Raw genomic sequence first — 26338 nt, 5'->3', positions numbered from 1 at the left:
GTGAGTACCAAACCTCAAAGTAAAGGTACATTGCAAAATTGTACAGGAGGACAGAATGCTCTGGTCTAAAAGTAATCAATACTCAGATGAGCCATTTGAACTTGAGGCTGATCTAGAAACTGCAATTCAAGAGGTTAAGGGAGCTCTCTTTGGGAACGAGCGTATTTACCTTGAGACAAAAAAGAAGATAGGGAAAAAAGGTAAAACGCAAAACATCCCAGATGCATACCTGATTGACCTAACGAGTAAAAAAGAGCCTAAGCTTTACGTCGTCGAAAATGAGCTCGCAAAGCATGATCCCCTAAAGCATATTGCAATACAGATCCTGAGTTTTTCACTTTCCTATGAAACAACCCCTCAAACAGTTAAGCGCATTCTAAAGGATGCAATCTCCGCTGATACTTCTGCATTTTCAATGTGTGCTCAATACGCGCAGGAAAATGGTTACGAAAATGTCGACTATCTTCTAGAACGTATCATTTATCGAGATGATTCCTTCAATGCTTTGGTAATCATTGACGAGATTCCTGATGAACTTGAAACTGTCTTAATAAGCAAATTTAAGTTCCCAGTAGAGATCCTGACTCTTGGAAGGTATAAGACTGATCAGGGGGCTCGGCTCTATAAATTCGAGCCATTTCTTAGTGATGTATCTAGTGTTTCCTTTGAGGGGCCCAAGGAGACTCAGTTAGATCCAGCAGAGATTGACACCATTGTTGTTCCCGCTCGAGAAGATGGCTTTAAGGATGTGTTTATAGGGGAGAATTGTTGGTACCAAATTCGAATACACAGCAGCATGCTTAACAAGGTTAAAAATATTGCTGCATATCAGGTAGCGCCAGTGTCTGCGATTACACATATTGCCAAAGTTAAATCTATAGAGCAGTACAAGGATACCAACAAGTACAAGTTGATTTTTGAAGAACCAGCAAAAACTATTGGCCCTATCAAATTAGTCGCAAAGGGGCGAGTAAAGGCACCACAGGCTTCACGTTATACCTCTCTAGACCTTTTAATTAATGCGAAGACCATGGACGATGCATTCTAGTTACATGTTCTTCAGACAAGTAACTTTGTATGTCAACTATCTCCTAGTTAGTGAGTAAACATGAAAGACTTAAGTAAAGAGGAACGCAGCCAGCTGATTGAATTATTGAAAGCTGGTGAGGCAATCCCAGCCCATTGGCGAGGCAGGATTTTTCCTAGAGAATCACGAACGGTTCAGGTTGGTAAGGAATATCAGCTTAACTATGCGGGGAAGATGAAGCGTGAGCAGGTTTTAGCTGAGACACCTGCAGCACCATGGCAGCTTGTCCGTCATTTTGCAGAGGATCATCCTCATGGTGATGGCTGGCGTAACCTTTTGGTGTGGGGAGATAACCTTCTTGCCTTGCGCGAGCTTCTCGAAGATCAAAAGGGTCCTAATTTATTCGGGACACGTAACAAGATAAAACTAATCTATATCGATCCTCCTTTTGCCACCAAACAAGACTTTATGAAGGATAAGGAAAAGGCTTACAGGGATAAGGTCTTTGGCTCTCAATTTATAGAATTCCTTCGACGGCGACTTATCATCCTTCGTGAATTGCTTGCTGATGATGGCAGTATATATGTTCATCTTGATTGGAAAAAGGTCCACTACCTTAAGGCTGTTCTTGATGAAGTCTTTGGCGAAGAAAATTTCAGAAATGACATCTCTTGGGCAAGAGCTTCGTCTCACAACGACGCTCATACACGTTTTGGAAGGGTGAAGGATACCATTCTATATTACAGTAAGAGTGAAGACACCATTCTAAATAAAATCTACACTCCATATTCGTCCGAATATATCTCTGCTGAGTGGAACCGTCTTCCTAATGGTAGATGGTGGAAGTCAGAGAATATGTTGGATCCTCGAAAATCCATGAAAGAGTTTGATTTCCATGGGACAGTTGCTCGATGGCGAACTGGGCCAGATGGAATGGCTGACCTTTGGAATGCACCTCAAACAGAGGTCCCTAATAGCCACGGCCGTATAAAGTTAGGTAGGAATGGTAAGCCTATCCGCCGATGTCGAATAATGTTTCTTGATGAAATGCCAGGCGTTCCCCTCTCAGATGTATGGACTGATATACCTTATATAGCTGGTGGATCGGCACAATCTCACGGATATCCAACACAAAAGCCAGAATTGTTGATTGAGCGAATAATAGAAGCCTCTTCGAAAGAAGGAGATATCGTATTAGACGCGTTTTGTGGTGGTGGTACAACTGCGGCAGTGGCTGAAAAACTTGGGAGACGTTGGATTGCTATGGATTGCGGCAAGCTTGCAATTTATACAACTCAAAAAAGGCTTTATTCTCTTTCTACATTCATTGGTACACCTAAAACAGATAATCGTCTTGCAAGTGAACGAGTTACAGATTGGGAAGAACATTTACAAAAGCACCCAGGCTTGTTGCTTATTACTGAAAAAGCAAGAAAGGGGGAATGCGAGGTTTCACTCGACCTGCTGGCCGGCCTTGCAGGGCTTGTGTCTAAGTTCAGCTTACTGAAAAAAGGTGTTCCTTTTTCTATAGCGTGCCCAAAAGAAAAGCTTCTTATCCCTTCTGACCATTTACAGACGGTTCAAGATAATGGCCCCGGTTATAAGACTGTTAGCGTCGATGGACAGGAGTTCCGAATATCTCTAATTGCACCTAAAGAGAAACCTGAAAAAGTACTACCCCTACAACCTAAGGAATTTGCCCTATATCGTGCCGGTCTTTATGACATGGAATCTTTGCGCCAACTTCCATGGCAAGAATATTGTCCTTTTGTTCTTAGGTTGTTTGGTGTCAGAGAAGAATATCACCTTCGTTATGGTCTACAGCTCGATGGTTATCTTGGGACAAATTCTGTATTGGTTTGGAATTACCCTGACTATTCAAATCTCACGCTTGATTATGGTTATGTGGAAGACTTACACCAGACTTTGCGTGGCAAGAAGGGTGATCGTTTCTATATAATTGCACCCGTTGTTGCCATGGATTTTGCGGAAGATGAAGTTGTTTGTGGAGGCGCTACCTATGCTTTTCTTAAGGTGCCTCTATCAGTCTTACTTCGTTTGCTGGAGCAAGGGGAACCTGGAGCGCTTAAACAGCCAGTGCGCGAAGCTGATGTGAATGAAGTAATTGATGCGGTGGGTTTTGATTTTATCTCTCAACCTATAGTTAGGTACAAGGCGAGGCGCAAGAATCGTGAAGGTGAGCTTTTTAAAGAACTAGTCGTCGAGGTACAAGAATTCAGATCACAGACACTCACTACAGATCCCGAAGACTTTGATAATTTTGAAACGTTTTCTATGGCGATGGTTGACCTCGATTACGATGGAGATATCTTCCGTCTTGACAGTTTCTTCTGGGGAGAAGACATGCTTAAAACAGCAGGTGGCTTAGATAAAGCTGAAACGCTTGAAATCCGTATCCCAGAGGATGACTTCAAAGGTAATAAAATGATGATTATCCTCTGCGATCGCTACGGTAATGAGAAAACGCTCGTGTTTGAGAAGGGGGACTTTAAATGAGTTTGCAATTTCGTATTACTGATCAGCTCCTAAAAGTTGATGACAATAGTGATGATGTTGAAGCTCTTGTGCATAAATATGATGCGTTTCTTAATTTGCTATCAAGCGGGACTTACTCTTTCCAAAGGGATGCTATTCGAGAGTCTTTTAGGTTTTTGATCTCTCCAAAATATTCTGACCTAGAACGTCTTGCTCGTGAAAACTGGAGCAACAACAATGCACTGTCCCATCGGCATGACAATATAGATTCTTTTCTTGAAAAGATGCCTCTGAAGGATTGTAAGGCTGCATCACTTGACCTTGCAACAGGTGCGGGGAAAAGCTTTGTTATGTATGGCATTGCTGCCATTGCGCTAGCTGAAGGATTGGTTGATAGGGTTTTAGTTCTTTGCCCATCTCTTACTATAGAGGAAGGGCTACTTGGAAAATTCACATCACTAGCAGGGGATTCAAAACTTGCAGAGATTTTAAAAGAACTCGATGCTCAAGTTCCTATACCAGCAATTAAGAGAGGGACTGAAACAATTCAGCCAGGAGATATCTGTGTCGAAAACATCCATGCTGTTTACGCAAAAACAGGCTCATCTATAGCTGATAGTTTCAAAGGCAATGGAAGTCGAACCTTAGTTTTGAACGACGAGGCACATCACTTGTTTAGCCCAAGTGACAGTGGTGAATCCTCTATGAAGGAGTGGTTAAAGTTTCTTGTTAATACTGAGTATGATTTTCGTTACATGATCCATGTAACTGGTACTCCATATGCAGGTGATGAATACTTTCCTGATGTGATCTATCGCTTTGGGATCAAACAGGCTATTGAATTGAAAGTTGTTAAAAAGCCTGACTATGTTACTGAAGATACACATAAGGCGCAGAGCTGGGATAAGACCTACGCTGTCCATCAACAAAACTGGAAAGATTACGGTACAAAGCTTCGCCCAATTTCTATTATCATCACTCAAGACATTGCTGGCTGTGTAGAAGTCTGGAAAGAGCTAATTGATTATCTTGTTAAGAAAGAAAAAATCAGCCCTGAAGAAGCAGAGGAAAAGGCAATTTGGGTAACTTCAGGAATCCCTTCAGCTAAAGCAGCCAAGGCGCGAGTCGAATCAGCATACGAACCTCGTGGTGACAAAGACTCCCCTGATAAGCGTAGAAAGGAAAACCTGGCAGCGTTAAAGAAAGTCGACGAACCTTCTAGCTCTGTGGAGTGGATCGTTTCAGTAAGCATGCTAACTGAAGGATGGGACGTAAAAAATGTATTTCAAATTGTCCCACATGAATCTCGAGCCTTTGCGTCAAAACTACTTATATCTCAAGTGCTCGGTCGTGGACTTCGAGTTCCCTCTGAGCTGGACGTACAGCCACTTGTTAAAATCACTAACCACGAAGCATGGTCAGAGGAGATAGCCAATCTCATTAAGGAGGTCCTTGAAGTTGAAAATACGCTCTCTTGGGGTTATGACAGCCGTCGTGAAGAGTTTGTTATTCCATTGCACAATCTGAAATACGAGCCTGCTCAGCAAACAGTTGAGACAAAGAAAGAGAAGGCGACAAAGATTACGTTGACTCTCAAGCCTCAGAGCCGGAAGAGTACTGAATATGCGACCTTCTCAGAAACCGGTAAATTAGCCGTCGAAATTACACATAATAATTTAGTTGCGATTGATGATGCTGTTCGCATGTTGCGATTGTTCATTCGTGACAAGGATGAGGTTCTAGCTACTAAATGGCCTAAAAGTAAGATCAAGAAGTTTATCGAAGATGCTCTTAAAAAAGGCGGTTATGACACGGATTATTTGAGCCGAGAGAATCTAACGTTGGTCCAGCAAGCCTTTGGCCCTTTGTTCCGTCCTGTAGGTCGTGAGCATCCTAGGATGACGCAAGTCGCAAAAGAGTTAGTTGATGTGGATTACCGCAATGCACCTCGTCAGTCTTTCTCTGAGAGCCGAATGAAGGAGCACGGTGCTGTTTATCATGTGACTGGAGATGATAACTCTTTTGATAAGGATGAATCACTTCTTTGGGATCAATACAGTAAATGGGTGCAAATAGCTCAGATAGATGAGAGCGGTCTAAACGATAGCGCACGTGAAATTGCTAAGCGCATCCATCAAATAGATGCTGCGAAGTATAAGTCACCAAACAACATTCACTACGCCAGCCATGAACCAGAACGTAAGTTCAGTGATCTTCTATTTGAGAACAGTGAGCTTGTCGAGAGGTTTACTAAGATCCCTGATAGGGGTGTGTACTCATTTCCTTATTCGTATAAACCAGCAAAAACTGGCAAGACACATACCGTGAATGAACAGTTCAACCCTGACTTTGCAATCCAATTAAAGGATTCGAAAATAATTCTCATCGTTGAAATTAAGCAAGAGGGTGATGATGGCAATCGCAATAAGGCTAAGTTCCGTGATGGAATGGCACACTTTAAAGCACTCAATGCAGCATTGGTTGAAGCAGGGAAGCCTTGGCAGTACCATTTTTATTTCCTCTCTCCAGAAGACTATGTTGGCTTCTTTGACCAAATCCGCAATGACAAGATAGATGGATGGCATTCGTCACTCATGCAGGAATTGGGGAAGGCATAGCTCATGGATGAGTTTCAAGAGATATTGATTCAAGCCACAAGAAATGTACCTGAAGAATATTTTCAGCTTCCTATTGATGGTGCTGAGGAGCCTCTATATCGAGAGCGTGTTTATTGTTATGAGCTCTATCATCAGATGAGGTCTTTATGGCCTCCTCAGAGCCACTTTACATTGAGTGGAGAAGTCGACAAGGCAGGTCATCCATTAATTAGGGACAACGGTTTAGATAATACAAAACCAGACTTTTTAGTTCATATCCCTGGTGATATGGGAGGCAATTTTGCTGTTATAGAAGTGAAACCGATTATAGCTACAAGGGCGGGTATCAAAAAGGACCTAGAAACTCTGTCTGCTTTCACAAATTATGCAGGCTACGCAGTCGCGATATTACTGATTTATGGTGATGGTGATATTGGACGAATAATGCAGAATGTTATGACGCTCAGAGATGAATGTGTCAATAACGAGATAGACCTACAGAATGTAAATATCCTTTGGCACCGTGCCGTAACAGAGCCTGCCCATTTGATTCGATGATTATCACGAGTAAACTTTTATCATACAAATAAACGCTATAAGTCCTTACTATGCCAGCTACATATAGATACGCATTTAATAGATTCGGTGATGTTCAGGATGTCACCTTGATGGAAAAGGCCAACGTCTCAGACCTTGGTCCTTTTTTATGTGTGGGTTGTGGGGCATCTCTTGTCTCCAGACTTGGACAAAAGAATATTAAACACTTTGCTCACGTATCGGGCGAGGGCTGTGGTGGCGAAACCTACCTACATCGCCTTGGAAAGCGTGTGTTCATAGAAACTTATACAAATTGCATCAAGGCAAAGAAACCTTTTATTGTCGCATTAGAAACGAATTTTGAGTGCACACATTATCAAGACTTCTTAGGTTATCCATGCCGCTATAGTCAAGTCGAGGAATACGACCTTACTAGGTATTTCGATAAGGTCGAAGAAGAGATGTGGCACGATGGCTTCCGCCCGGACGTCCTGCTTAGCTCGAGTACGACCGGTGATGCTCTATATATAGAGATAGCTGTGTTCCACAAATCATCTGAGGAGAAAATTGGAAGTGGGCGTAGGATTATTGAATATCTACTTGAGACAGAAGACGATGTTCCAATACTTAAAAAGACATCTCTTACTGACAGCACTCCAGGTGTTGAAATATTAAATTTCAATCCAAAACCTAAGCTTGGAGATCTTTGTAAGGGAAGCTGCGAGCACACTTTTAACTACTTTGTTGTAGACCGTAAAGGCCGAGCATCAATTATAAGCTCAACTCCTGCTAATTTGGTGCGAGATGTCACTGGAGAGGCAGTAGTTTATTCAGCGCCCTGTAGGGAAAGAGATAATACTCATCTAGAATTTAAGTCTTTTTTGATAGCAGCCATCAATGATGGTGTTCAACTTCGGAATTGTATTGTCTGTGTTGAGTCTCAGCCATTAAGCACTCAAGGCCATCTCCGATGTAATAAACATCACAAAAAAATAACTTCAAGCGAAGCTTTTCGTTGCCGCGATTTCTCCATACATAGGTCCTGATGTCATCTACAAAAAACCTAATTTCGATTCTTGATCCGCTTAGCAAAGAACAACGTGCTGTTGTCACCCATAAAAAAGGTCATGCACTAGTTTCTGCTGTAGCGGGCTCTGGTAAAACTCAAACACTCATCCAAAGAGTCCTGTATCTTCTTAATGATGGTGTCAACAAGGACAAGATTCTGGTTGTTATGTACAACCGAGACATCAAGGAAAGCTTTTCTGCTCGACTTGAAAAAGCTTGTAAACCTTACGGGTTTGTCCCTCCTAAAGTATTTACCTACCATGGGCTTGGTAAAAGTATCTGTGATCGGTTGGTTGAGCGAGGGGACCTTGAACGCGCAGTTTATAGGACTGACAACCTTCTTTACCGTAATCATTTGATGCATGCCTTAGAAAAGGCTGCAGAGGATAGTGAAGATAAGGAAGTTGCCTATAAAGACAACGAGTTTATCTCTGAATTCCTGGGATTGATCGACCGCTGGAAAGGTGACTTGCTACATCCGAAAGAAGTCGTTAACTCTGTAGATTATGAAGAGATCCGCCAAGTCTTTAAGGATGCTTACCGATATTTTGAGGAACTACGGCTAGCAGATGGGTTCAGAACATTTGCAGACATGATATATGACCCTGCTATGGCGATAAGAGAGACACCACGTATAGATAATTGGGTTGGTAATCGTTATCAGCATGTTCTTATTGATGAATATCAAGACATCAACATGTCTCAGCAGGAGCTGCTTCAAAGTGTCGCTGGAACAAAAGCAGAGGTCATGGCCGTTGGGGATGAAGACCAATGCATATATGAATGGCGTGGTTCGCGTCCCGACTATATGACAGGTCTTTTTGAACAGTTCTTTGTGGGGGCCAAGCGATATACCTTGTCGAATACATACCGATTCGGTCACACACTTTCCTGTGTTGCTAATTCAGTTATGTATCAAAACAAGAAGAGGACAAAGAAACTCTGCTTGTCTTGGAATACTACACCTCAAACGAAAGTGAAGTTTTATCAACAGCCTGATGGTGATAGTAACGGCCTCATAACAAAGCTTGTTAGACAATGGGTACAAAAGGGTAGGAAGCATAAAGAGTCTGTTATTCTTGTGCGGAGTTGGGCTATGGCACTTGAGCCCGAGATGGAACTTCTTGCTGCTGGTATCCCGTGTATTGTGGGCGATAAAAATAAATCATATAAATCACGTCCTGAAATTCAGGCCCTTGTTGGTTTCATGGCCTTAGCTTTGCCTGAAGGGTTAGCATCAATCGACAACTTGAATAGACGTAACGATCTATTTAAGTCAATGCTCAGGTATGTGGAACTCTATCTGAAGAGAGCACAACGAAAAGAGCTGATATCCTTACTGACAGAGAACCCCACTTCTTATAAGTTGATACTTGAAGAAGCGGCTTCCAGTGGGGGCGTGACAGCTAAAGTAAAAGGACAACTCCTTGCTGTCTCAAAACAATGGACATCTCTTGCCGATACTCTATGTGATGATATGGACGCCTGTTCAGCTCTAGTGCAAATTAACCATATTGCTGATTTTAAAGAACGCGTTCGTAAAGGACATATTAATAAGCAGGCAGCTAACGATGCTGTCAGGACCATTGAGATTTTAATGGAGCATGCAAGAAGCCGTGGTCTTACTCTTGCGAAACTATATGATGAGTTAAGTAGCACAAAGAGTGCAGAACACGGCCAAAGAGATGCGGTCTTGATTACATCTGTACACAAAGCCAAGGGCTGTGAATGGCCTATGGTCATTGTACCTAAGCTGGAAGAGGGTAGATTCCCTCATTTAGATGAAAAGCCTGACGAGGACAGTGTTGAGCAAGAACGCAGATTGTTTTATGTCGCGATTACAAGAGCTGTAGAAAGAGTGAATCTCATTGCCCCTGAAGATGAGTATCTTATGTCATGGCTTAACAATGGCTTTTTTGGCTCACCTCAAAAGCGAGAAATTACAGCTAGTCGGTTTTTGTATGAATCAGGGTTGTCCCGTGCAAGACAAGTTTGTAAAGAGTTGTACGATGGCGTAGTTTCATCAGAGGTTTCTCTTGGCGAGAAAGAGTTTCTTTACCAGACTTATTTGCGAAAGATAAAGCAGAGATAAACACAAGCATTGTGAGGTGAGTATGCCTCAAAAAAAGACCACAAAAGCTGTTCAGGAATACTCCTCATATCTCATCAAGATACTCAACTGGACACCAAACTATTCAATTGGTCTCGACACGAATAGGCGCTTCAGTATCGGTCCATACTCAGAACACAATACACTCAAAATAGACGGTCAGCTCCTTGGCCCTAAAAAGTTAGCTGGTCGCTAGATAGACGTAATGATCTTTGCTGATCGCCAGAAGGCTTTAGCCATGACGAGTGATGATGTTTATGAGAAGGATCCTATAGCCGTAGGTGGGATTACCTCAAGAGGAAGTAACTCTGAATATTACGGATCGGTACCTGCTGATGTATACCCTTCGATTTTGTCTATGCTAGCTGCGGGAAAGTACAAATACTTGCTGCTTCACGGGCATACGATGAAGTACGGTCGTGCTTCAATAACATACATGAGTTTTGCGGAGGATTTTGATCCTGACGAATGGTGCCTTTAAAGAGGTTCTTCAAACCTATTATTACTCAACCATTACCAGAGGAGTTGCCACTTAGGCTGCTCCTCTTTTTGTTGAACAGGGATGTGCGAGGGTATAGGATGGTTAGCACTAATAGAAAAGAGCCCTAAGGACTAGCCTTAGAGCTCTATATCGGTGTACCACCTGGTGTACCAACTGATTGTGTGACTCTGTAACTAGCTGTTAAACCAAGTGTTCTAAGTATTGGTGCCGAAGGCGAGACTCGAACTCGCACGTCCTTTCGAACACACGCCCCTCAAGCGTGCGTGTCTACCAATTCCACCACTTCGGCAAGCGATGTATTTATACTGATATGAGGCGTCGCTGTCAATAAAATTGACGCGTTATTTTGCTTCTTCTGCCGGTGCTGCTGCAGGTGCTGCAGGTGCCGCATCTTGTACCGGCATGGAAGCCGGTGCAGAGGTCGGGGTAACCTGGTCTGGCATGACACTGGATGAACCTTGCTGGCCCCAGAAAATTGCCAGGGCAAGGCTGGTCAGCATGAAGATAACGGCTGCGCCTGTGGTCAATTTGCTCAGGAAGGACTGGCCGCCCGTTGCACCGAAAACAGTGCCGCTGCCGCCGGCTCCGAAGGCTGCGCCAACTTCAGCGCCTTTGCCGCCCTGAATCAGAACGATGCCGATCAGCGAGAGGCAGACCAGAATGTGTATTGTCAAGAGTATGAAATTCATGTTGTCCCCTTAAGGTGTCGATCTCTGTTTTTGAAGAACGGCACTCTATCATAATAATTTTTGCGAGAAAAGCCTGAAATTACATGTTTCTCAAAGATTCAGGCAACGGCTTCGAAGTTAGCGATGCGGGCAAAATCATCAGCGTTAAGGCTGGCACCACCAACCAGGGCTCCGTCGACATCAGGTTGAGTCATAAGACCGTCAACATTGCCGGGCTTCACGCTGCCGCCATAGAGGATGCGCGTTGCTGCCGCGGTTTGAGGATCGTAGAGTTCAGCCAAGAGTCCGCGGATGAAGGCGTGGACTTCCTGGGCCTGCTCGTCGGTTGCGACTTTCCCGGTGCCGATCGCCCACACAGGCTCGTAAGCGACCACGACAGTTTGCATCTGTCTGGCTGTGAGGTCCTTCAGGCCAGCGGTAACCTGTTGACGGAGAACATCGAACATCTTGCCGCTTTCCCGCTCTTCTAGGGTTTCACCAATGCAGAAAATGGTACCAAGGCCGGATTCTGCGAGTGCCAGCGCTTTGCTGTTGACCGACTCATCGGTTTCCGCAAAGAGTTGACGACGCTCGGAGTGACCTATGATGACATATTCGCAGCCGGCGTCTTTGAGTAACGGCGGAGAGACTTCGCCGGTAAATGCACCCTGAGGCTCCGGGTAGCAGTTCTGGGCAGCGAGTTTGATGTTGCTGCCGGCGAGAGCTTCAGCCACTTTGGCTAGGGCTGTGTAAACAGGCGCAACAACAATTTCGACGTTTCGGTTTGAGGCAACAGCCGGTATGAGTTCTGAGACCAGGCTGGTTGCTTCGCTGATGGTTTTATGCAGTTTCCAGTTGCCAGCGATCATTGGTTTACGCATTTCAATCTCCTAAGCTATAAGGCTGTAAGGCTATAGGGTTGTAAGTTTGTAGGGCAACGAGCTTGAAGCTTCTAAACATTACAGCTTTACAGCTTATAGCTCTACAGCTTTAATCTTTAAACTGAAAGTTTAAAGATTATGCATCCGTCAGTGCCGCAAGGCCTGGCAACTCTTTGCCTTCAAGAAACTCAAGAGATGCGCCACCGCCGGTCGATATGTGAGTCATCTTCGATTCGACGCCGGCTTTCTTGACCGCGGCAACAGAATCACCGCCACCGACAATCGAGCGGGCCTTTGAGTCAGCCAAAGTTTCGGCAACCGCCATGGTGCCTTTGGCGAAGTTGTCAAACTCAAACACGCCCATGGGGCCGTTCCAGACCACCATGCGGGCATTGCGCAAGGCGCCGGTATAAGTCGCGATTGTTGCCGGGCCGATATCGAGGGCCATCCAGTCAGCCGGGAAGTTGGCGTCGCTGCAGACCCTGTGGTCGGCCGTTGGACTGAACTCGGCGGCGACGATGTGGTCTTGTGGCAGGAGCAGGTTGACACCCTTCTCTGCAGCTTTTTTGATCAGTTCTTTTGCAAGGCTGATTTTGTCGGCTTCAACGAGTGATTTTCCGGTAGGACGACCTTTGGCCTGCAGAAACGTATAAGCCATACCGCCACCGATGATCAGTGTGTCGACCTTGTCCAGCAGGTTCTCAATGACAGCAATCTTGTCGCTGACCTTGGCGCCGCCGATAACAGCAACAAACGGATGGTCAGGGTAGGCAAGGGCCAGGCCCAGGTACTTGATCTCTTTTTCGAGCAGGAAGCCGGCGGCCGAAGGTTGCAGATACTTGGTGACGCCTACCGTCGATGCGTGGGCTCGGTGAGCTGTGCCGAAGGCATTGTTGACGTAGATATCAGCGTTGGCGGCCAATTCTTTGGCAAACTCAGGGTCGTTTTTGGTCTCGCCGGCATGGAAGCGAACGTTCTCCAGCAACAGAACATCGCCATCCTTCATCTGGTCGACCATCCGTTTTACATCCGGGCCAACGCAATCCGGCGCCATTTTTACAGAGGTGCCGAGATGTTGCGAGAGACAGGGAGCAACGGATGCGAGGCTGAACTTGGCCTCGGGACCATTCTTGGGCCGACCAAGGTGTGACGCGAGAATCAGGCGGCCGCCGTTGTTGATGATGTGACGGATCGTCGGCATCGATGCATTGATGCGAGTATCATCGGTGATCTGGTTTTTGTCGTCGAGCGGGACGTTAAAGTCGACGCGACAGAAAACCCGCTTGCCTTGGAAATCGATATCTTTAATAGAGAGCTTATTTAACATCTGTTCGCCTTACTGAAATCGCTGAGGTTTCTTAACTGGGCACCCTGATCAAAAGCCGCATAAGGGTTAACGCTAAAGAGAAATAAACTGTTTAAGGGGCACGTTTTACCCTCTGCGTCTTTGTCAGATTCTCATGGCGCTGTTGCGTTAAAAAAACAGGGCAGGTTATAAACCTGCCCTTGATGTATCCGTTTAGTTTTTAGCCATCAGTTTAACCAGGTCAACGATACGGTTTGAGTAGCCCCATTCGTTGTCATACCAGCTCATGACCTTGACCATGGTGCCGCCTATGACGGTGGTGGTTGCAGCGTCTACCGTTGATGATGCGGGGTTGCCGTTGAAGTCACAGGAGACCAGAGGCACTGCGCAGTAGTCGAGGATGCCTTTCAGCGGGCCGTTAGCGGCCGCTTGCAAGGCAGCGTTAACGTCTTCGACGCTGGTTGACTTCTCGGTTTCCACGACCAGGTCAACGAGGGAGACGTTCGGGGTTGGTACGCGTACCGCCAAGCCGTCGAGCTTGCCTTTCAGTTCCGGCAGAACCAAAGCAACGGCCTTGGCAGCGCCGGTGGTTGTCGGGATCATCGACAGGGCTGCAGCACGGGCGCGACGCATGTCGCTATGGGGCAGGTCGAGGATGCTCTGGTCGTTGGTGTAAGCGTGAACTGTGGTCATCAGACCTTTAACGATACCGAAACTATCCATGATGACCTTGGCGACAGGAGCCAGGCAGTTGGTGGTGCAGGAGGCGTTCGAGACGATGTTGTGCTGAGCGGCGTCGTACAGGTTGTCGTTAACGCCCATGCAGACGGTCAGATCAACGTCTTTGCCCGGCGCACTGATGATAACCTTGCGTGCTCCAGCTTGAATGTGCTTGCCGGCGTCCTTGCCGTTGGTGAAGAAACCGGTCGACTCGATAACGATATCGACGTTAAGCTCTTTCCATGGCAGGGCTGAAGGGTCACGCTCACTGAAAACCTTGATTGACTTGCCACCACACTGGATGCTGTCATCCGTAGCGGATACGTCGGCAGAGAGGATGCCGTGAATCGAGTCGTATTTAAGCAGATGTGCAAGGGTCTGTGGATTGGTGAGGTCGTTGATTGCAACGATCTCAAATTCTGATGAGCTTTGTGCCGCACGAAATACGTTCCGACCGATGCGGCCGAAACCGTTAATAGCTACTTTTACCGACATGTACTCGTCCTCCCGATAATGTTGTTAAAAAAAGAAAGATGCCTGACGGAGAGCCGTTCAGGCAGAAATATTTTAGACGCAGGGATGATAACGAATCGACTGCTGAGGGTCAACCGTTTTTAATCGTTTTAGGAACAATGTCAGTTGCTCTGATGCGCAGATTTGTGTTAAAAAAACAACTGGCTTTCATGTGTCATCTAATCAACACATCAAAGCCTTGTTTTCCTACCATTTTATGGATGCTCGGGGGCTTTCCCACAAAGATATGAAAAATTCTCTGGAAAGACGCATCCTGGTCTTCAGCTTGTTGGCGCTGACCCTCTCTATCGCTGTAAATACCGGCTTCAATGTCGAAAGTTTCCGGCGCAGTTATCGTGACGGCATTCTTCACCGTGCACATACCTTTGCTGCCGCCTTGAAAAGCCAGGTAGAGGCCGTCGTTCTTCTGGGCCTTCCCCTCGACGAGATCGATGGCATTTCTGAGCGTTGCCAGGAGATCGTTAACAACGACCATCAGATCAGCTATTGTCTCGTTGAAGACTCCTCCGGAATCATCCTCTACAATAATCAGGAACACCCACAGACAAGCGAAGTTACATATGTAGGCAACCTCTCTCCCGAGGTTTCAATCCTTGAGTCGAAAACTATGGGCAAGATCTATGATCATGCCTCTCCCCTCTACGATTATAACGACAAGGTCGTTGGGCGCGTCCGAATCGGCTTTCAGGACCAGATTCTCAATCAGCTGGTTCTGGATCATCTCGGTTCCACCGTCCTTGTCCTGATTGCTGCTTTTGTGGCGGCTTTTGCCCTGATTGTGATTTTTACCCGTTACGATCTGGTCCTGCCGATCCGTCGCCTTTGTGGAATGGCAGAAGCTCTGGCTGCCGGCAGGTTCGAGACCAAGGCCCCTCAACTGAACACTCGTGAGCTGGACATGCTGGGCAGTACGATGACCGGTTTGGCCAAGTCTCTTCAAGAACGTGACGAAGAATTAAGCCGCAACTATCAAGAGCTGGAATCGACCAACCTCGAGTTGAAAACATCTTATGAGCATCTGGAAAATATCAGCGCCGAGTTGGGGCGTAGCCGCGAGATGTATCGTTCGCTACTTGATGACGCCAGCGATGCCATTCTCGTTTGCGATGAAGGTGATACTCTGATCATCGCCAATAAAGCGGCCGAGGCCTTCTTTGGCCTTCCCAAGTCGCGAATGGAGAACAAGAACTACTTTTCGTTCCTTCAGTCGATCAAATGCCATAATCTTGAAGAACAGTTCGAGAAGCATCAGTTAGCTCAACCCCAGAAATCCACGGAATCGAACCTCCGCTTCTGGAGGGCCTCGGATCAAAGCATCATTCTGGGGAAAGCAACCAACTCAGTTGTTGTCAGCAAGTCCAAGCGTCTGATTCAGATCGTTATCCGTGATGCGACGAAAGAGGAGGAAATCAGGCAAAATCTCGAGCGCACAGCAACTGAGATGGAACGCCTCAACCAGATGAAAAACTCCTTCCTTGGTTTGGCCTCCCACGAACTGAAGACTCCTTTGACGATTATTATGGGCTATGTAGAGCTATTGCTCTCGGAACGTGAAGAGCCTTTTGATGAAGATACCCTCGGGCTGATTCGTCATATCTCCAAGGCAAGTGACAGGCTCTCCGAAATCGTCAGGGATATGGTCGATGTCTCTCTGATCGACGGCCAGACGATCGACCTCATCAGCCAGGACGTTGACGTCAATATTCTGGTGCAACGTGCTTTTGATAAGGCTGAACCCCATATCAAGCAACGCCAGCAAAATCTTAAACTGGAACTGTCGAGTGACTTACCCCTTGTCAGGTGTGACGTTGATCGCATGATCCAGGCTCTTGGTAATGTTTTGGGTAATGCCATCAAGTTTACGCCGGACAGGGGCACGATTATTGTCCAGACCAAGCTTGTCCATACCCCGCGCAAAGCTGAGAAGTTCGCTTCCGGGGGAATTGACGGCGCCTGCAGTCTAAGCAATGGACAGATCCCTTACGTAGAGATTTCTATCTGCGATAAAGGTATTGGCATTGCTGAAACGGAGCAGGAGGCTGTCTTCGACAAATTTCACGAAGTTGGCGAAGTGTCAGAGCACTCCTCGGGTAAGGTGGCATTCCAGAGTCGTGGTGCAGGTCTGGGCTTGAGTATCGTGAAAGGAATCGTTGATCTTCACGGCGGGACCGTTTGGGTGGAGAGCCCGGGTCACGATCCGGATAGAATGCCCGGGAGTACTTTCTACATCCTGCTTCCTGTGATTGACCCGAATGCTTAGAATATTCCCACTTGCATCATTGGCTCTCTTGCGTTATGTATCCGCCCACAAAAACATTCTTTGGTCACCATCAGATTCATCGATTCATGGCAGAAGGTGAACTATGAAAATCTGCCTTCTCGCCAGTGGCAGCAAAGGCAACTCGATCCTTGTTGAAAGCGGTAAAACACGGCTCTTGATAGACGCCGGACTTTCTGCTCGAGAGTTGCGCAAACGTCTTGATTCCATTGGTGTCGAAGCAGAGAGCCTCGACGCTCTGCTGATTACTCATGAGCATGGCGACCATGTTCGCGGTCTCGGCCCCCTGGTCCGCCAACTTGACCTGCCGGTCTATCTGCAAGCAGATCTGGCCAGGAAATTGCCGGACGTTGGCAAGCCTGACTGTGTTCAGGAGTTTGTTGATGGCGAGGAATTTACGATCAAAGACCTGACGATCAGGCCTTTTGCGATCACACACGATTGTGTGGCTCCGGTTGGCTTTACGCTGGACGGCGAACGGGGCAAAGTGGGTGTGGCCACGGACCTTGGGATTGTGACGCGCCTGGTGACTGAGTGCCTGCAAGAGTGCCGCGCTCTGGTGCTTGAAACCAATCACGACGAAGAACTTTTGCGCGACGGGCCTTACCCCTGGAAGTTGAAGCAACGTGTACGCAGTAATCACGGCCATCTCTCCAATAACGCCGCTGGCAATTTGTTGCAGAGTCTCCTCTGGAACGGGCTTGAAACAGTTTTCCTGGGTCATCTGAGTGAAACCAACAATCGACCGGATCTCGCTGTAGAGGTTGTTCGCGAGGTCCTGGAGAAACAAAATATTTGTGAACCGCAGGTTCTCCTCGGCAAACAGCATCTGCCGGTACTTTGGGCTGCATAGAAGTTGCTGCCGTAGTTTAACCAGGTAAGGCTTTGAGCAAGAAGAGCACGAAGAGGATATTGTGACGTCTGTGTTTCTTCTCAGCAGTGTTTTTAAGCCTTAAATAGAGTTTTTAGCTTTAGCTCCAGTAGTCCATCATGATTAAGAGTTATGTTTAAAAGTGGTGGCTGATTGTTCTTCGTGTTCTTCGTGTTCTTCGTGTTCTTCGTGTTCTTCGTGGTTAAAAACTTAAAGTTAGTTCTTAAGGAGTTTGTACATGGCCTGGCGAATAGTAGTCGGTCTCAAAGAGAATGTTCGTGATGCTCGAGGTGAGCGTGTGCGGCGCGAGATTCGTGAGCATCTCGGTATTGAATTGCAATCGGTGCGAACGATTGATGTTTATACCGTCGACGCGCAACTTTCAGAAGATGAGGTTGCCGCTGCTGCCGCTGGGCCGTTCAGTGATCCGGTGATCCAGGACTATGCAATCAACCAGCCTCTGGCTCACGACTTCGACGTTTTGGTCGAGGTTGGTTATCGCCCTGGCGTAACCGATAATGTTGGGCGAACTGCACGTGAAGCGATCCAATACCAGACAGGGAGAGTTTTTACCTCGGAGGAGGGCGTCTATACCTCGGTCCAGTACCTCCTCTCCGGCGCTATCTCTGTTGAGGACGCTGAGAGAATCGCCAAGGATTTTCTCGGTAATGGCTTGATCCAACGTTGGGACATTGTCTCACGTGCCGATTTCGATGGCAGCAGGGGCGTCGCGGTGACTGTCCCCAAGGTGACCAGTACAGCGAAACCGGCAGTCAGGCCGATCAGCCTCGAAGTCAGTGACGACGCTCTGATAGAGATCAGCCGCAGCGGCATGCTTGCCTTGACCCTCGAGGAGATGCTGGCGATCCAGTCCTACTTCCGCCAGGACGATGTGATCGCTTCGCGCAAGGCTGTCGGCCTTGGCGCTATGCCCACTGATGTCGAACTTGAAGCACTGGCCCAGACCTGGAGCGAGCACTGCAAACACAAGATCTTCTCCGCGCGCATTGAGTACGAGGATGATCAGGGCAACCAGGAAGTCATCAACTCGCTCTTCAAGAGCTACATCATGCAGGTGACGGCTGATGTTCGTAAAGCACGGGGCAAGGACGATATCTGCCTCTCTGTTTTCAAGGATAACGCCGGAGTCATCAAGTTTAACGATGACTGGAGCCTGGTCTTCAAGGTTGAAACGCACAACTCGCCGAGCGCCCTTGATCCTTACGGTGGCGCGCTGACAGGTATCGTCGGTTGCAACCGGGACCCCTTTGGCACCGGCATGGGCGCTCGCCTGATGTTTAACACCGATGTTTTTTGTTTTGCCTCTCCTTTTTACGACAAGCCTCTGCCTCCGCGCCTGCTTCACCCTCGCCGGATTTTCGAAGGTGTTGTTGAGGGTGTTGAGCACGGCGGCAACAAGAGCGGCATCCCCACAGTCAATGGTTCGCTCGTCTTTGATGAGCGCTTTGCCGGCAAGCCATTGGTCTACTGCGGTACGGGCGCGATTATGCCGCGTGTTCTCAATGGCCAGCCCGGTCATGAGAAAGAAGCCAAAGTTGGCGACCGCATCGTTATGGCTGGCGGCCGCGTTGGCAAGGATGGCATTCACGGTGCCACTTTCTCCTCGGAAGAGCTTCACGAAGGTTCACCGGTAACCGCAGTGCAGATCGGTGATCCGATCACCCAGCGCCGCATGTTTGATTTCTTGATCATTGCCCGTGATCGCGGTCTTTATAACGCGATTACCGACAACGGCGCCGGCGGTCTCTCTTCGTCGGTTGGTGAGATGGCTGAATTCACCAATGGCTTCGAGATGCACCTCGACCGTGCGCCTCTCAAGTACAGTGGCCTGCAACCCTGGGAGATTCTGATCTCTGAAGCCCAGGAGCGCATGACCATGGCTGTGCCACCTGAGAAGCTGGAAGAGTTTTCAACCCTGGCTGATGAAATGGGTGTTGAAATCACCGATCTTGGTCAGTTTACCGATTCCGGTTATTTCCACTGTCTCTACGAAGGTGAAACCGCCTCATATCTGCCGATGGAGTTTATCCACGACGGAGTGCCGCAGATGGTCCTGCCGGCGCGCTGGACACCGCCTTTGTTGCAGGAGCCTGACTTTTCTCAGCCTCTTGATATGGATGCGACCCTGCGTCAGATGCTGGGCCGTCTCGATATCTGCTCAAAGGAATCGGTTGTGCGTCGTTACGACCACGAAGTTCAGGCTGGAACGGTTATTAAGCCGCTGGTTGGTGTAGCCAATGACGGGCCTTCCGATGCTGCAGTCGTTAAGCCTCTCTTTGACTCCTTCGAAGGTGTGGTGGTCGCCCACGGAATCTGCCCGAGTTACAGCGATATCGATACCTATCATATGATGGCCAACGCGGTGGATGAGGGCTTGCGTAATTACGTGGCCGTTGGGGGGAATATCGAGCATGTGGCAGGCCTGGACAACTTCTGCTGGTGCGACCCTGTGATCAGCGCCAAAACGCCGGACGGGGAATACAAGGCAGCCCAGCTCGTTCGCGCCAACCAGGCTCTCTACGATTACTGCCTGGCTTTTGGCGTTCCCCTGATCTCCGGTAAAGACTCCATGAAGAACGACTACATGATCGGCGATACCAAGATCTCGATTCCGCCGACCGTGCTTTTTTCCGTGATTGGCAAAATCGAGGACTTGCGCAAGGCGGTCACTATGGATGCCAAGGCACCCGGTGACCTGGTTTACCTGCTTGGTGAAACCCGGAACGAGCTCGGTGGCTCCGAGTATTATGCTCTGCATGACCAGATCGGGGCCAACGTCCCGAAGGTTGACGCAGAGAGCGCCATGCAGCGTTATCGTACACTTAATGCTGCTCAGGAAGAGGGGTTGGTCGCTTCCTGTCACGACCTCTCTGACGGTGGCCTCGCGGTCGCTCTTGCGGAAACCGCATTTGCCGGTGGCTTCGGCATCTCCGTTGATCTGCACGATGTCCCCGTTGATGCCGCCATGAGAGACGATCGGGTGCTCTACAGTGAATCGGCCAGTCGACTCTTGGTGACGGTTAAAGAAGAGAACAGTGAGCCGTTCGAGAAGCTTTTCGCCGGCCAGATTTTCGCATGCATCGGCGAAGTGACTGCTGATGAGGACCTGACGATTACAGGTCTGCAGGGTGAAGTTCTGATTCGAAGCACTATTGATGATCTCAAGGAAGCGTGGCAGAGCCCGCTGCGGGAGATGTAATGATGTCTAAACAAGTACGGGCTGTTGTCATCTCCGGTAATGGCACCAACTGTGAACGTGAAGTCGCTAACGCTTGCCGCGTGGCTGGAGCTGAAGTTGTTGATATTGTCCATGTTGCCGAACTGATCTCCGGCCGGGCCCGGCTGGATGATTATCATTTTCTCAACCTGGCTGGCGGCTTTCTGGATGGCGACGACCTGGGTAGCGCCAAGGCCGGAGCGAATCGGTTGACTCATGCCGCGGTTAAAGGCAGTGAGGAGACCCTGAGCGATCAGTTGCAGCGCTTTATTGCTGACGGCAAGCTGGTTATGGGCGTCTGCAACGGTTTCCAGTTGATGACCAAGATGGGCTTGCTCCCGGCTATTGGTGGAGATTACCAGAGACAGTCGGCGACCTTAACCTTCAATGATGGCGGCCGCTTCGAAGATCGCTGGTGCTACCTCAAGGTTGACCAGGAGTCGCCCTGTGTTTTTACCCGCGGCCTCGACGGCGTTTATCTGCCGGTGCGCCACGGTGAAGGCAAGTTTGTTGTCGAGAACGACGAGCTGTTGCAGCAGATTGAGGAAAAGCACTTGTCTGTTGTCAAATACTGCAACGCAGATTACCGGGCACCGGTTATGGAGTATCCGTTGAATCCGAACGGTTCTGTGGCCGCAATTGCCGGTGTCTGCGACGAATCCGGCAGGCTCTTTGGCTTGATGCCGCACCCGGAAGCTTATATTCACAGAACTCATCATCCCCGCTGGACCCGGGAGCCAGAGTTGCCGGAAGAGGGTATGGGTTTGTGGTTTTATATCAATGCAGTCAAGTACATTCGTGAGAAATTACTTTAAGACCAGGGGCGCAGTTCGTGGGACGCGGTACCTGGTAAAACCAAAAGCAATAAACAACGCTGGTCTCCAGCGGCGGAGATTTTTAAATCATGCCTGACAAGTTCCATGATGAATGCGGTGTCTTCGGTATCTTCGGCCATCCGGAGGCCTCCAACCTGACCTACCTCGGTCTTTATGCTTTGCAGCATCGCGGTCAGGAGAGTTGTGGCATTGTCTCCGGCGATGGGAAGAGGTTGCACTCCTATAAAGGTATGGGGCTGGTGTCCGACCGCTTCAAACGGGACTCGATTTTTGACGAATTGCCCGGCCGCAACGCGATCGGCCATGTGCGCTATTCAACCGCAGGCAGCAGCGACTTCAAAAATGTTCAGCCGATCATGGTTGATTATGCCCGCGGTAGCATCGCCGTTGCTCATAACGGCAACCTGGTTGACGCTCAGGAAGTGAGGAATGGTCTGGAGCATACAGGCTCGATCTTCTCCACGACCTCTGACACGGAAGTTCTGATTCACTTGCTGGCAAAATCGCAGAGCGATTCATTAGCGGAACGTGTTGCTGAAGCTTTAATGTCGGTTAAGGGAGCCTACAGCATCGTCTTTCTCACTGAAACGCGCATGGTCGCAGTTCGTGACCCGAACGGTTTCCGTCCTCTTGCTCTCGGCCGACTCAACGGTGCTTATGTTGTCGCCTCCGAGACTTGTGCCTTTGACCTGATCGAGGCGGAGTTTATCCGTGAAATCGATCCGGGCGAGATGGTTGTTATTGATAAGGACGGCATGACGTCTTACCGGCCCTTTAAAGAAACCGCGCCATCCCCCTGTATCTTCGAATTTGTCTACTTTGCACGTCCGGACAGCACGATCTTTGGTGAACAGGTCTACACGGTCCGTAAAGAGCTCGGTCGCCAACTGGCCCGCGAACATCATGTCGACGCTGATGTCGTGCTTGCAGTGCCGGACTCCGGCGTACCGGCGACAATGGGTTATGCCGAAGAATCGGGAATCCCCTTCGAGTTGGGGTTGATTCGCAATCATTACGTCGGTCGAACCTTTATTGAGCCGCAGCAGTCGATTCGCCACTTCGGCGTCAAGCTCAAGCTCAATCCTGTCCGTGCTGTGATTGAGGGTAAGCGTGTTGTCGTTGTTGACGACTCTCTGGTGCGCGGCACCACGGCGCGCAAGATCGTCAAAATGATTCGCAACGCAGGTGCTCGAGAAGTTCATGTGCGCCTTTCCAGTCCACCGACCAGTTTTCCCTGCTACTACGGGATAGATACGCCGTCCCGTAAGGAATTGATCTCCTCGTCGCATACCATTGAAGAGATTGCCCGATACATTACCGCTGATTCCATTGGCTACCTGAGCCGAGAAGGCATGTTGTCTGCGGCGGGAGTCCCGCAAGGCTGTGAAGGCAAGCGTTTTTGCGACGCCTGTTTCAGCGGCGAATATCCGGTCAAGTTCCCCAGGTTAAAGTCTGATAGTCAGCTTGGACTTTTTTGATAAAAATATACGGTTAAGGGAGAAAGGTTCAGGGTTAAGGGTTAACCTTGAGCCCATAACCCTTTTCCTTGAACCTGTTAAACAAGTTTTAAGGAGAGAATGATGACAGAGCAGGAACGTAATGAATTGATGCAGATTGTACGTGAGCTGTCTTACGAGGAACGTGAAGTGACTCTGGCTTCCGGACGTAAGAGCAATTTTTATTTTGATGGTAAGCAGACGGCTCTTCATTGCAAAGGTGGTTTGTTGACGGGTAAGGCTTTCTGGGAGATTGTTAAAACCTTTGACGGGCCGATTCATGGCGTCGGGGGCTTGACCATGGGTGCCGATCCGATCGCAACGGCAACGTCTATCGCCGCGACTCTCGATGGCCAGCCTGTCCATGCCTTCATAATTCGTAAAGAGCCCAAAGGGCACGGCACCGGTCAATGGCTGGAAGGACGCAAGAGCCTGCCGCCAGGCTCCCGAGTTGTGATTGTTGAAGATGTTACGACTACAGGCGATTCGTCCTTGAAAGCTGTGGATCGCGCTCAGCAGGAAGGTCTCGAGGTGTTGGGTATTATTACCCTGGTTGATCGCGAGGAGGGTGCTCGTGAGAATATTGAAGCGCAGGGGCAGATCCTGAAGTCTGTTTTTACGAGGACTGAGGTTGTTGGTTGAAATCAAAAATAATCTTGATTACTTGAACGGGGATGCGTGCTGCATCCCCGTTTTGCGTTATAATGACTCAAAAAGATAAGGAGCCTGTCGATGAATAAATTTATGAGAACTTCTCTATTGATTTTTTCATGTCTTCTGGTCTTGCTTGTTTCCGGGTGTTTGCAGACGCAGGAACTTTATATCGGCAACAAGGTGACGGCTGAAAAGGTTGAATTGAGGAAAGACGCCCCCCAGGTGGGCACCTGGGAAACTTTCGATCTCAAGATTGCCTACGAATTTGTTGTTAACGGTCAAAATCTAGACATCTCAGGTCAAACAGAACTGGGCGATCACCAGAAAATGGTTTATAACCGTGTTCGTTCATTGGATATCTACATCTTTTTTCTGGATCATGATTCCCGGGTCCTGTTGACGCAACCTCTGGATCGATCATCTCGGGGTAGTACGCAAGAGGCCGTGACTTTTAGGCGTTCTTATGAAATTCCAGATGGGACCAAAGCACTCTCCTTTGGCTACTCCGGGCAGGTCACGGAACAGGACGGCCAGATGAGTTTCTGGCTGCTTCCTTTGAAGAAATAACCGAGCCTCTATAAGCTGAACAATAGGGAGCACGACCTGTTTGCGCCTTTGCGTTAAACTTTTGTTTCGGCTGCAAGCCCGTTTTTTTAGGATAAAGGCTATATTTATCAGCAACTTGAATTGTCTCAATTCCCTGCTAGTCTAAAAACATGTAGTTAGCCCCGTTAATTCAAGGAAGGAGTTAATGATGGGATTTTTCAGTAAGAAGTTGGAGTACCCTAAGCTTGATTCGGGCAATCCTGCTGCTGAACAAGTTCACGAATTTGAAGATCAGTTGCAGGACCTCATGGGGCAGGTCAAAGACCCACTTGAAGTTGTCCCGGCGCAAGATCATGCCTACGTATTTATTGGTAAACCACCGAAGAAGTTTGGTGTCGCTATGATTCAGGATGGTGCTGTAAAGAGTTTTATAGCTGCAGCCAAAGAGAAGGGCCTTGATCAAGCTCAGATTCAAAAGTTGAATGATCAACTTCGCGATGCGTACATGCACAATATGGATGCACAGCGTTTCAAGACCAATGTGGCAGGGAAAGAGGTTGTGGTAACTCCCTGCTCACAACTTGACCAGGAAGTTAGAGATATATTCGGAAGTATGAGTCACTGAAAATCTGAAAGCACGGGGCTGAAGGCCGGGATTGAAACAGTTTGGTCGCTATGTTTCTCCCGGTTTTTTTTGTTCAATCTTATGCCTGGCAAATGAGAGTGCTATGCAAGCAGCACAATATTTCCCTCCTGATTATAGCTCTGCACGACAATCTTTTCTCGCTGCGGCTCACGCTTGCGGTGCTGAAATAGAGAGTTTTATGGCTCCGGCACTTTCAGAAAAAGGTGAGGAACTCTTTACAGACGTCGCAGCCCTTGGCCAGGCCGATTCTGTAAACGCTTTGGTCATGATCTCCGGCACTCATGGTGTCGAAGGGTTTGCCGGCTCCGGTATTCAAACAGGTTTGTTGCTTGAAGGAGTTTTTCGTCAACTGTGTCCTGATGTTAAAGTCATCATAATCCACGCCCTGAATCCTTACGGCTTTGCCGAGAAGAGAAGGTTTAACGAAGACAATGTTGATTTAAACCGAAACTTTATCGATCATACCAGCTCCGGACCGAATAATTATGATTATGACCAGCTGGCAACGGCAATTGCTCCCCGCTCTATCTCCCGTGTCACTGAACTGTCAGCTCAACTGAAAATCCTCTGGTACCGTCTCTGCCATGGTCGCTCCAGGTTGCAACACGCTGTGACGCATGGCCAGTACTCGCACCCTCAGGGACTTTTTTACGGCGGTCATTTTGAGGTCTGGTCGAACCAGCTCCTGCGTAGTCTCACAAAAAAGCATCTGACAAACTGCTCCCGTGTTACGGTCGTTGACCTGCATACCGGCCTTGGGTCGTATGGCAAGGGCGAGGTGGTTGTGGATGCTGCGGAGGATGACCCTGTGTTTGGGCGCTCGGTCTCAATCTGGGGCGTTGAGCGAGTCAAATCAACGATTGCAGGGGCCTCAGTGTCAAGCCGTCTGGTTGGTACGATCAACCAGGCCTTTGTCGATATGCTGCCAACTTCTGAAGTCACTGCTGTCGGTCTTGAATTCGGAACTTTGCCAACGATGACTGTGTTTAAAGCCCTTAGAGCGGAGAACTGGCTGCATCATCATGGTGACTTAGGGTCCCGTCATGCCGATGAGATAAAAGAAGCCCTTTTGAGAGCGTTCTACCCCGATGACGATGCTTGGAAAGAGCGAGTTATGGAGCAGGGCAGGGATGTTGTTGAGAGGGTTTTAAGAGTGTGGGCTGATTGACCTCTGCCCTTTTGTGTTTTGAAAGGCTAAAGGCAAAACCGGCGGGTCGCGTCCCGCCAAACGTCTTACTTTTGTCCAGACGGTGACAAAAGTAAGCAAAAAAGCCTAGCTCCAAGCGGAGGGCATATTCCTTTGCCATCTTTCTGAGTTGTTTACAGG

Annotated in this window: 20 protein-coding genes and 1 tRNA gene; 16 read left to right on the top strand and 5 right to left on the bottom strand. The window is 48.3% G+C overall.

All coding sequences use genetic code 11. From position 1 onward, the window contains the following. Positions 1-55 precede the first annotated feature (55 nt). From P9J64_02955 to P9J64_02925, 7 genes are all read left to right on the top strand, one after another. A complete protein-coding gene (locus P9J64_02955; protein MDG5467272.1) occupies positions 56-1048 on the top strand; it encodes a hypothetical protein in 993 nt (330 codons plus the stop codon). A gap of 60 nt (positions 1049-1108) precedes the next feature. Further along, the gene (locus P9J64_02950; GenBank protein ID MDG5467271.1) at positions 1109-3544 is read left to right on the top strand and encodes a site-specific DNA-methyltransferase; all 2436 of its coding nucleotides are present in this window, start codon (positions 1109-1111) and stop codon (positions 3542-3544) included. After that, on the top strand, positions 3541-6141 hold the full coding sequence (locus P9J64_02945) for a DEAD/DEAH box helicase family protein (GenBank protein ID MDG5467270.1): 2601 nt from the start codon (positions 3541-3543) through the stop codon (positions 6139-6141). Before P9J64_02950 ends, P9J64_02945 begins: the two co-directional genes overlap by 4 nt. A 3-nt stretch (positions 6142-6144) precedes the next feature. After that, positions 6145-6678, top strand: a complete 534-nt coding sequence (locus tag P9J64_02940; protein MDG5467269.1) for a hypothetical protein — start codon at positions 6145-6147, stop codon at positions 6676-6678. 110 nt (positions 6679-6788) lie between these two features. Continuing rightward, positions 6789-7703: a competence protein CoiA family protein gene (locus tag P9J64_02935; protein MDG5467268.1), complete on the top strand. Its 915-nt coding sequence runs from the start codon at positions 6789-6791 to the stop codon at positions 7701-7703. After that, entirely contained in the window at positions 7703-9817 is a 2115-nt protein-coding gene (locus P9J64_02930) for an ATP-dependent helicase (protein ID MDG5467267.1), read from the top strand. Before P9J64_02935 ends, P9J64_02930 begins: the two co-directional genes overlap by 1 nt. 223 nt (positions 9818-10040) lie before the next feature. Next, on the top strand, positions 10041-10316 hold the full coding sequence (locus P9J64_02925) for a hypothetical protein (GenBank protein ID MDG5467266.1): 276 nt from the start codon (positions 10041-10043) through the stop codon (positions 10314-10316). A gap of 223 nt (positions 10317-10539) precedes the next feature. Here P9J64_02925 and P9J64_02920 read toward each other — a convergent pair. The 5 genes from P9J64_02920 to gap form a co-directional block, all read right to left on the bottom strand. Beyond that, a tRNA-Leu gene (locus P9J64_02920) sits at positions 10540-10626 on the bottom strand. Between the two features lie 52 nt (positions 10627-10678). Further along, positions 10679-11026, bottom strand: a complete 348-nt coding sequence (gene secG, locus P9J64_02915) for a preprotein translocase subunit SecG (GenBank protein MDG5467265.1) — start codon at positions 11024-11026, stop codon at positions 10679-10681. A gap of 98 nt (positions 11027-11124) precedes the next feature. Next, on the bottom strand, positions 11125-11886 hold the full coding sequence (gene tpiA, locus P9J64_02910) for a triose-phosphate isomerase (GenBank protein ID MDG5467264.1): 762 nt from the start codon (positions 11884-11886) through the stop codon (positions 11125-11127). 136 nt (positions 11887-12022) lie between these two features. Beyond that, positions 12023-13213, bottom strand: a complete 1191-nt coding sequence (locus tag P9J64_02905; protein MDG5467263.1) for a phosphoglycerate kinase — start codon at positions 13211-13213, stop codon at positions 12023-12025. A 192-nt stretch (positions 13214-13405) separates the two neighbouring features. Then, positions 13406-14407 (bottom strand): type I glyceraldehyde-3-phosphate dehydrogenase, encoded by a 1002-nt coding sequence (gap, locus tag P9J64_02900; protein MDG5467262.1) that lies wholly within the window; start codon positions 14405-14407, stop codon positions 13406-13408. Between the two features lie 265 nt (positions 14408-14672). Between gap and P9J64_02895 the strand changes: the two genes are divergently transcribed. From P9J64_02895 to P9J64_02855, 9 genes are all read left to right on the top strand, one after another. Beyond that, positions 14673-16706, top strand: a complete 2034-nt coding sequence (locus P9J64_02895) for an ATP-binding protein (GenBank protein MDG5467261.1) — start codon at positions 14673-14675, stop codon at positions 16704-16706. A gap of 103 nt (positions 16707-16809) precedes the next feature. Beyond that, a complete protein-coding gene (locus tag P9J64_02890; GenBank protein MDG5467260.1) occupies positions 16810-17577 on the top strand; it encodes an MBL fold metallo-hydrolase in 768 nt (255 codons plus the stop codon). A gap of 256 nt (positions 17578-17833) precedes the next feature. Further along, positions 17834-20815 carry a phosphoribosylformylglycinamidine synthase subunit PurS gene (locus P9J64_02885; protein MDG5467259.1) on the top strand — a complete coding sequence of 994 codons (2982 nt, stop codon included), beginning with the start codon at positions 17834-17836 and terminating at the stop codon, positions 20813-20815. Positions 20816-20817: 2 nt separating this feature from the next. Continuing rightward, entirely contained in the window at positions 20818-21648 is an 831-nt protein-coding gene (locus P9J64_02880; protein MDG5467258.1) for a phosphoribosylformylglycinamidine synthase subunit PurQ, read from the top strand. An 89-nt stretch (positions 21649-21737) separates the two neighbouring features. After that, positions 21738-23147, top strand: a complete 1410-nt coding sequence (gene purF, locus P9J64_02875; GenBank protein MDG5467257.1) for an amidophosphoribosyltransferase — start codon at positions 21738-21740, stop codon at positions 23145-23147. A 102-nt stretch (positions 23148-23249) separates the two neighbouring features. After that, positions 23250-23807 carry an orotate phosphoribosyltransferase gene (pyrE, locus tag P9J64_02870; protein ID MDG5467256.1) on the top strand — a complete coding sequence of 186 codons (558 nt, stop codon included), beginning with the start codon at positions 23250-23252 and terminating at the stop codon, positions 23805-23807. 90 nt (positions 23808-23897) lie between these two features. After that, a complete protein-coding gene (locus P9J64_02865) occupies positions 23898-24386 on the top strand; it encodes a hypothetical protein (GenBank protein MDG5467255.1) in 489 nt (162 codons plus the stop codon). Between the two features lie 184 nt (positions 24387-24570). Then, positions 24571-24990, top strand: a complete 420-nt coding sequence (locus P9J64_02860; protein MDG5467254.1) for a hypothetical protein — start codon at positions 24571-24573, stop codon at positions 24988-24990. A gap of 103 nt (positions 24991-25093) precedes the next feature. Then, positions 25094-26179: a M14 family metallopeptidase gene (locus tag P9J64_02855; protein ID MDG5467253.1), complete on the top strand. Its 1086-nt coding sequence runs from the start codon at positions 25094-25096 to the stop codon at positions 26177-26179. Positions 26180-26338: the final 159 nt, after the last annotated feature.

It is taken from the genome of Deltaproteobacteria bacterium IMCC39524 (genome assembly GCA_029667085.1).
GTDB lineage: Bacteria > Desulfobacterota > Desulfuromonadia > Desulfuromonadales > BM103 > M0040.
The sequence above is the reverse complement of the archived record's forward strand: the minus strand, read 5'-3'. Positions and strand labels throughout refer to the sequence as shown.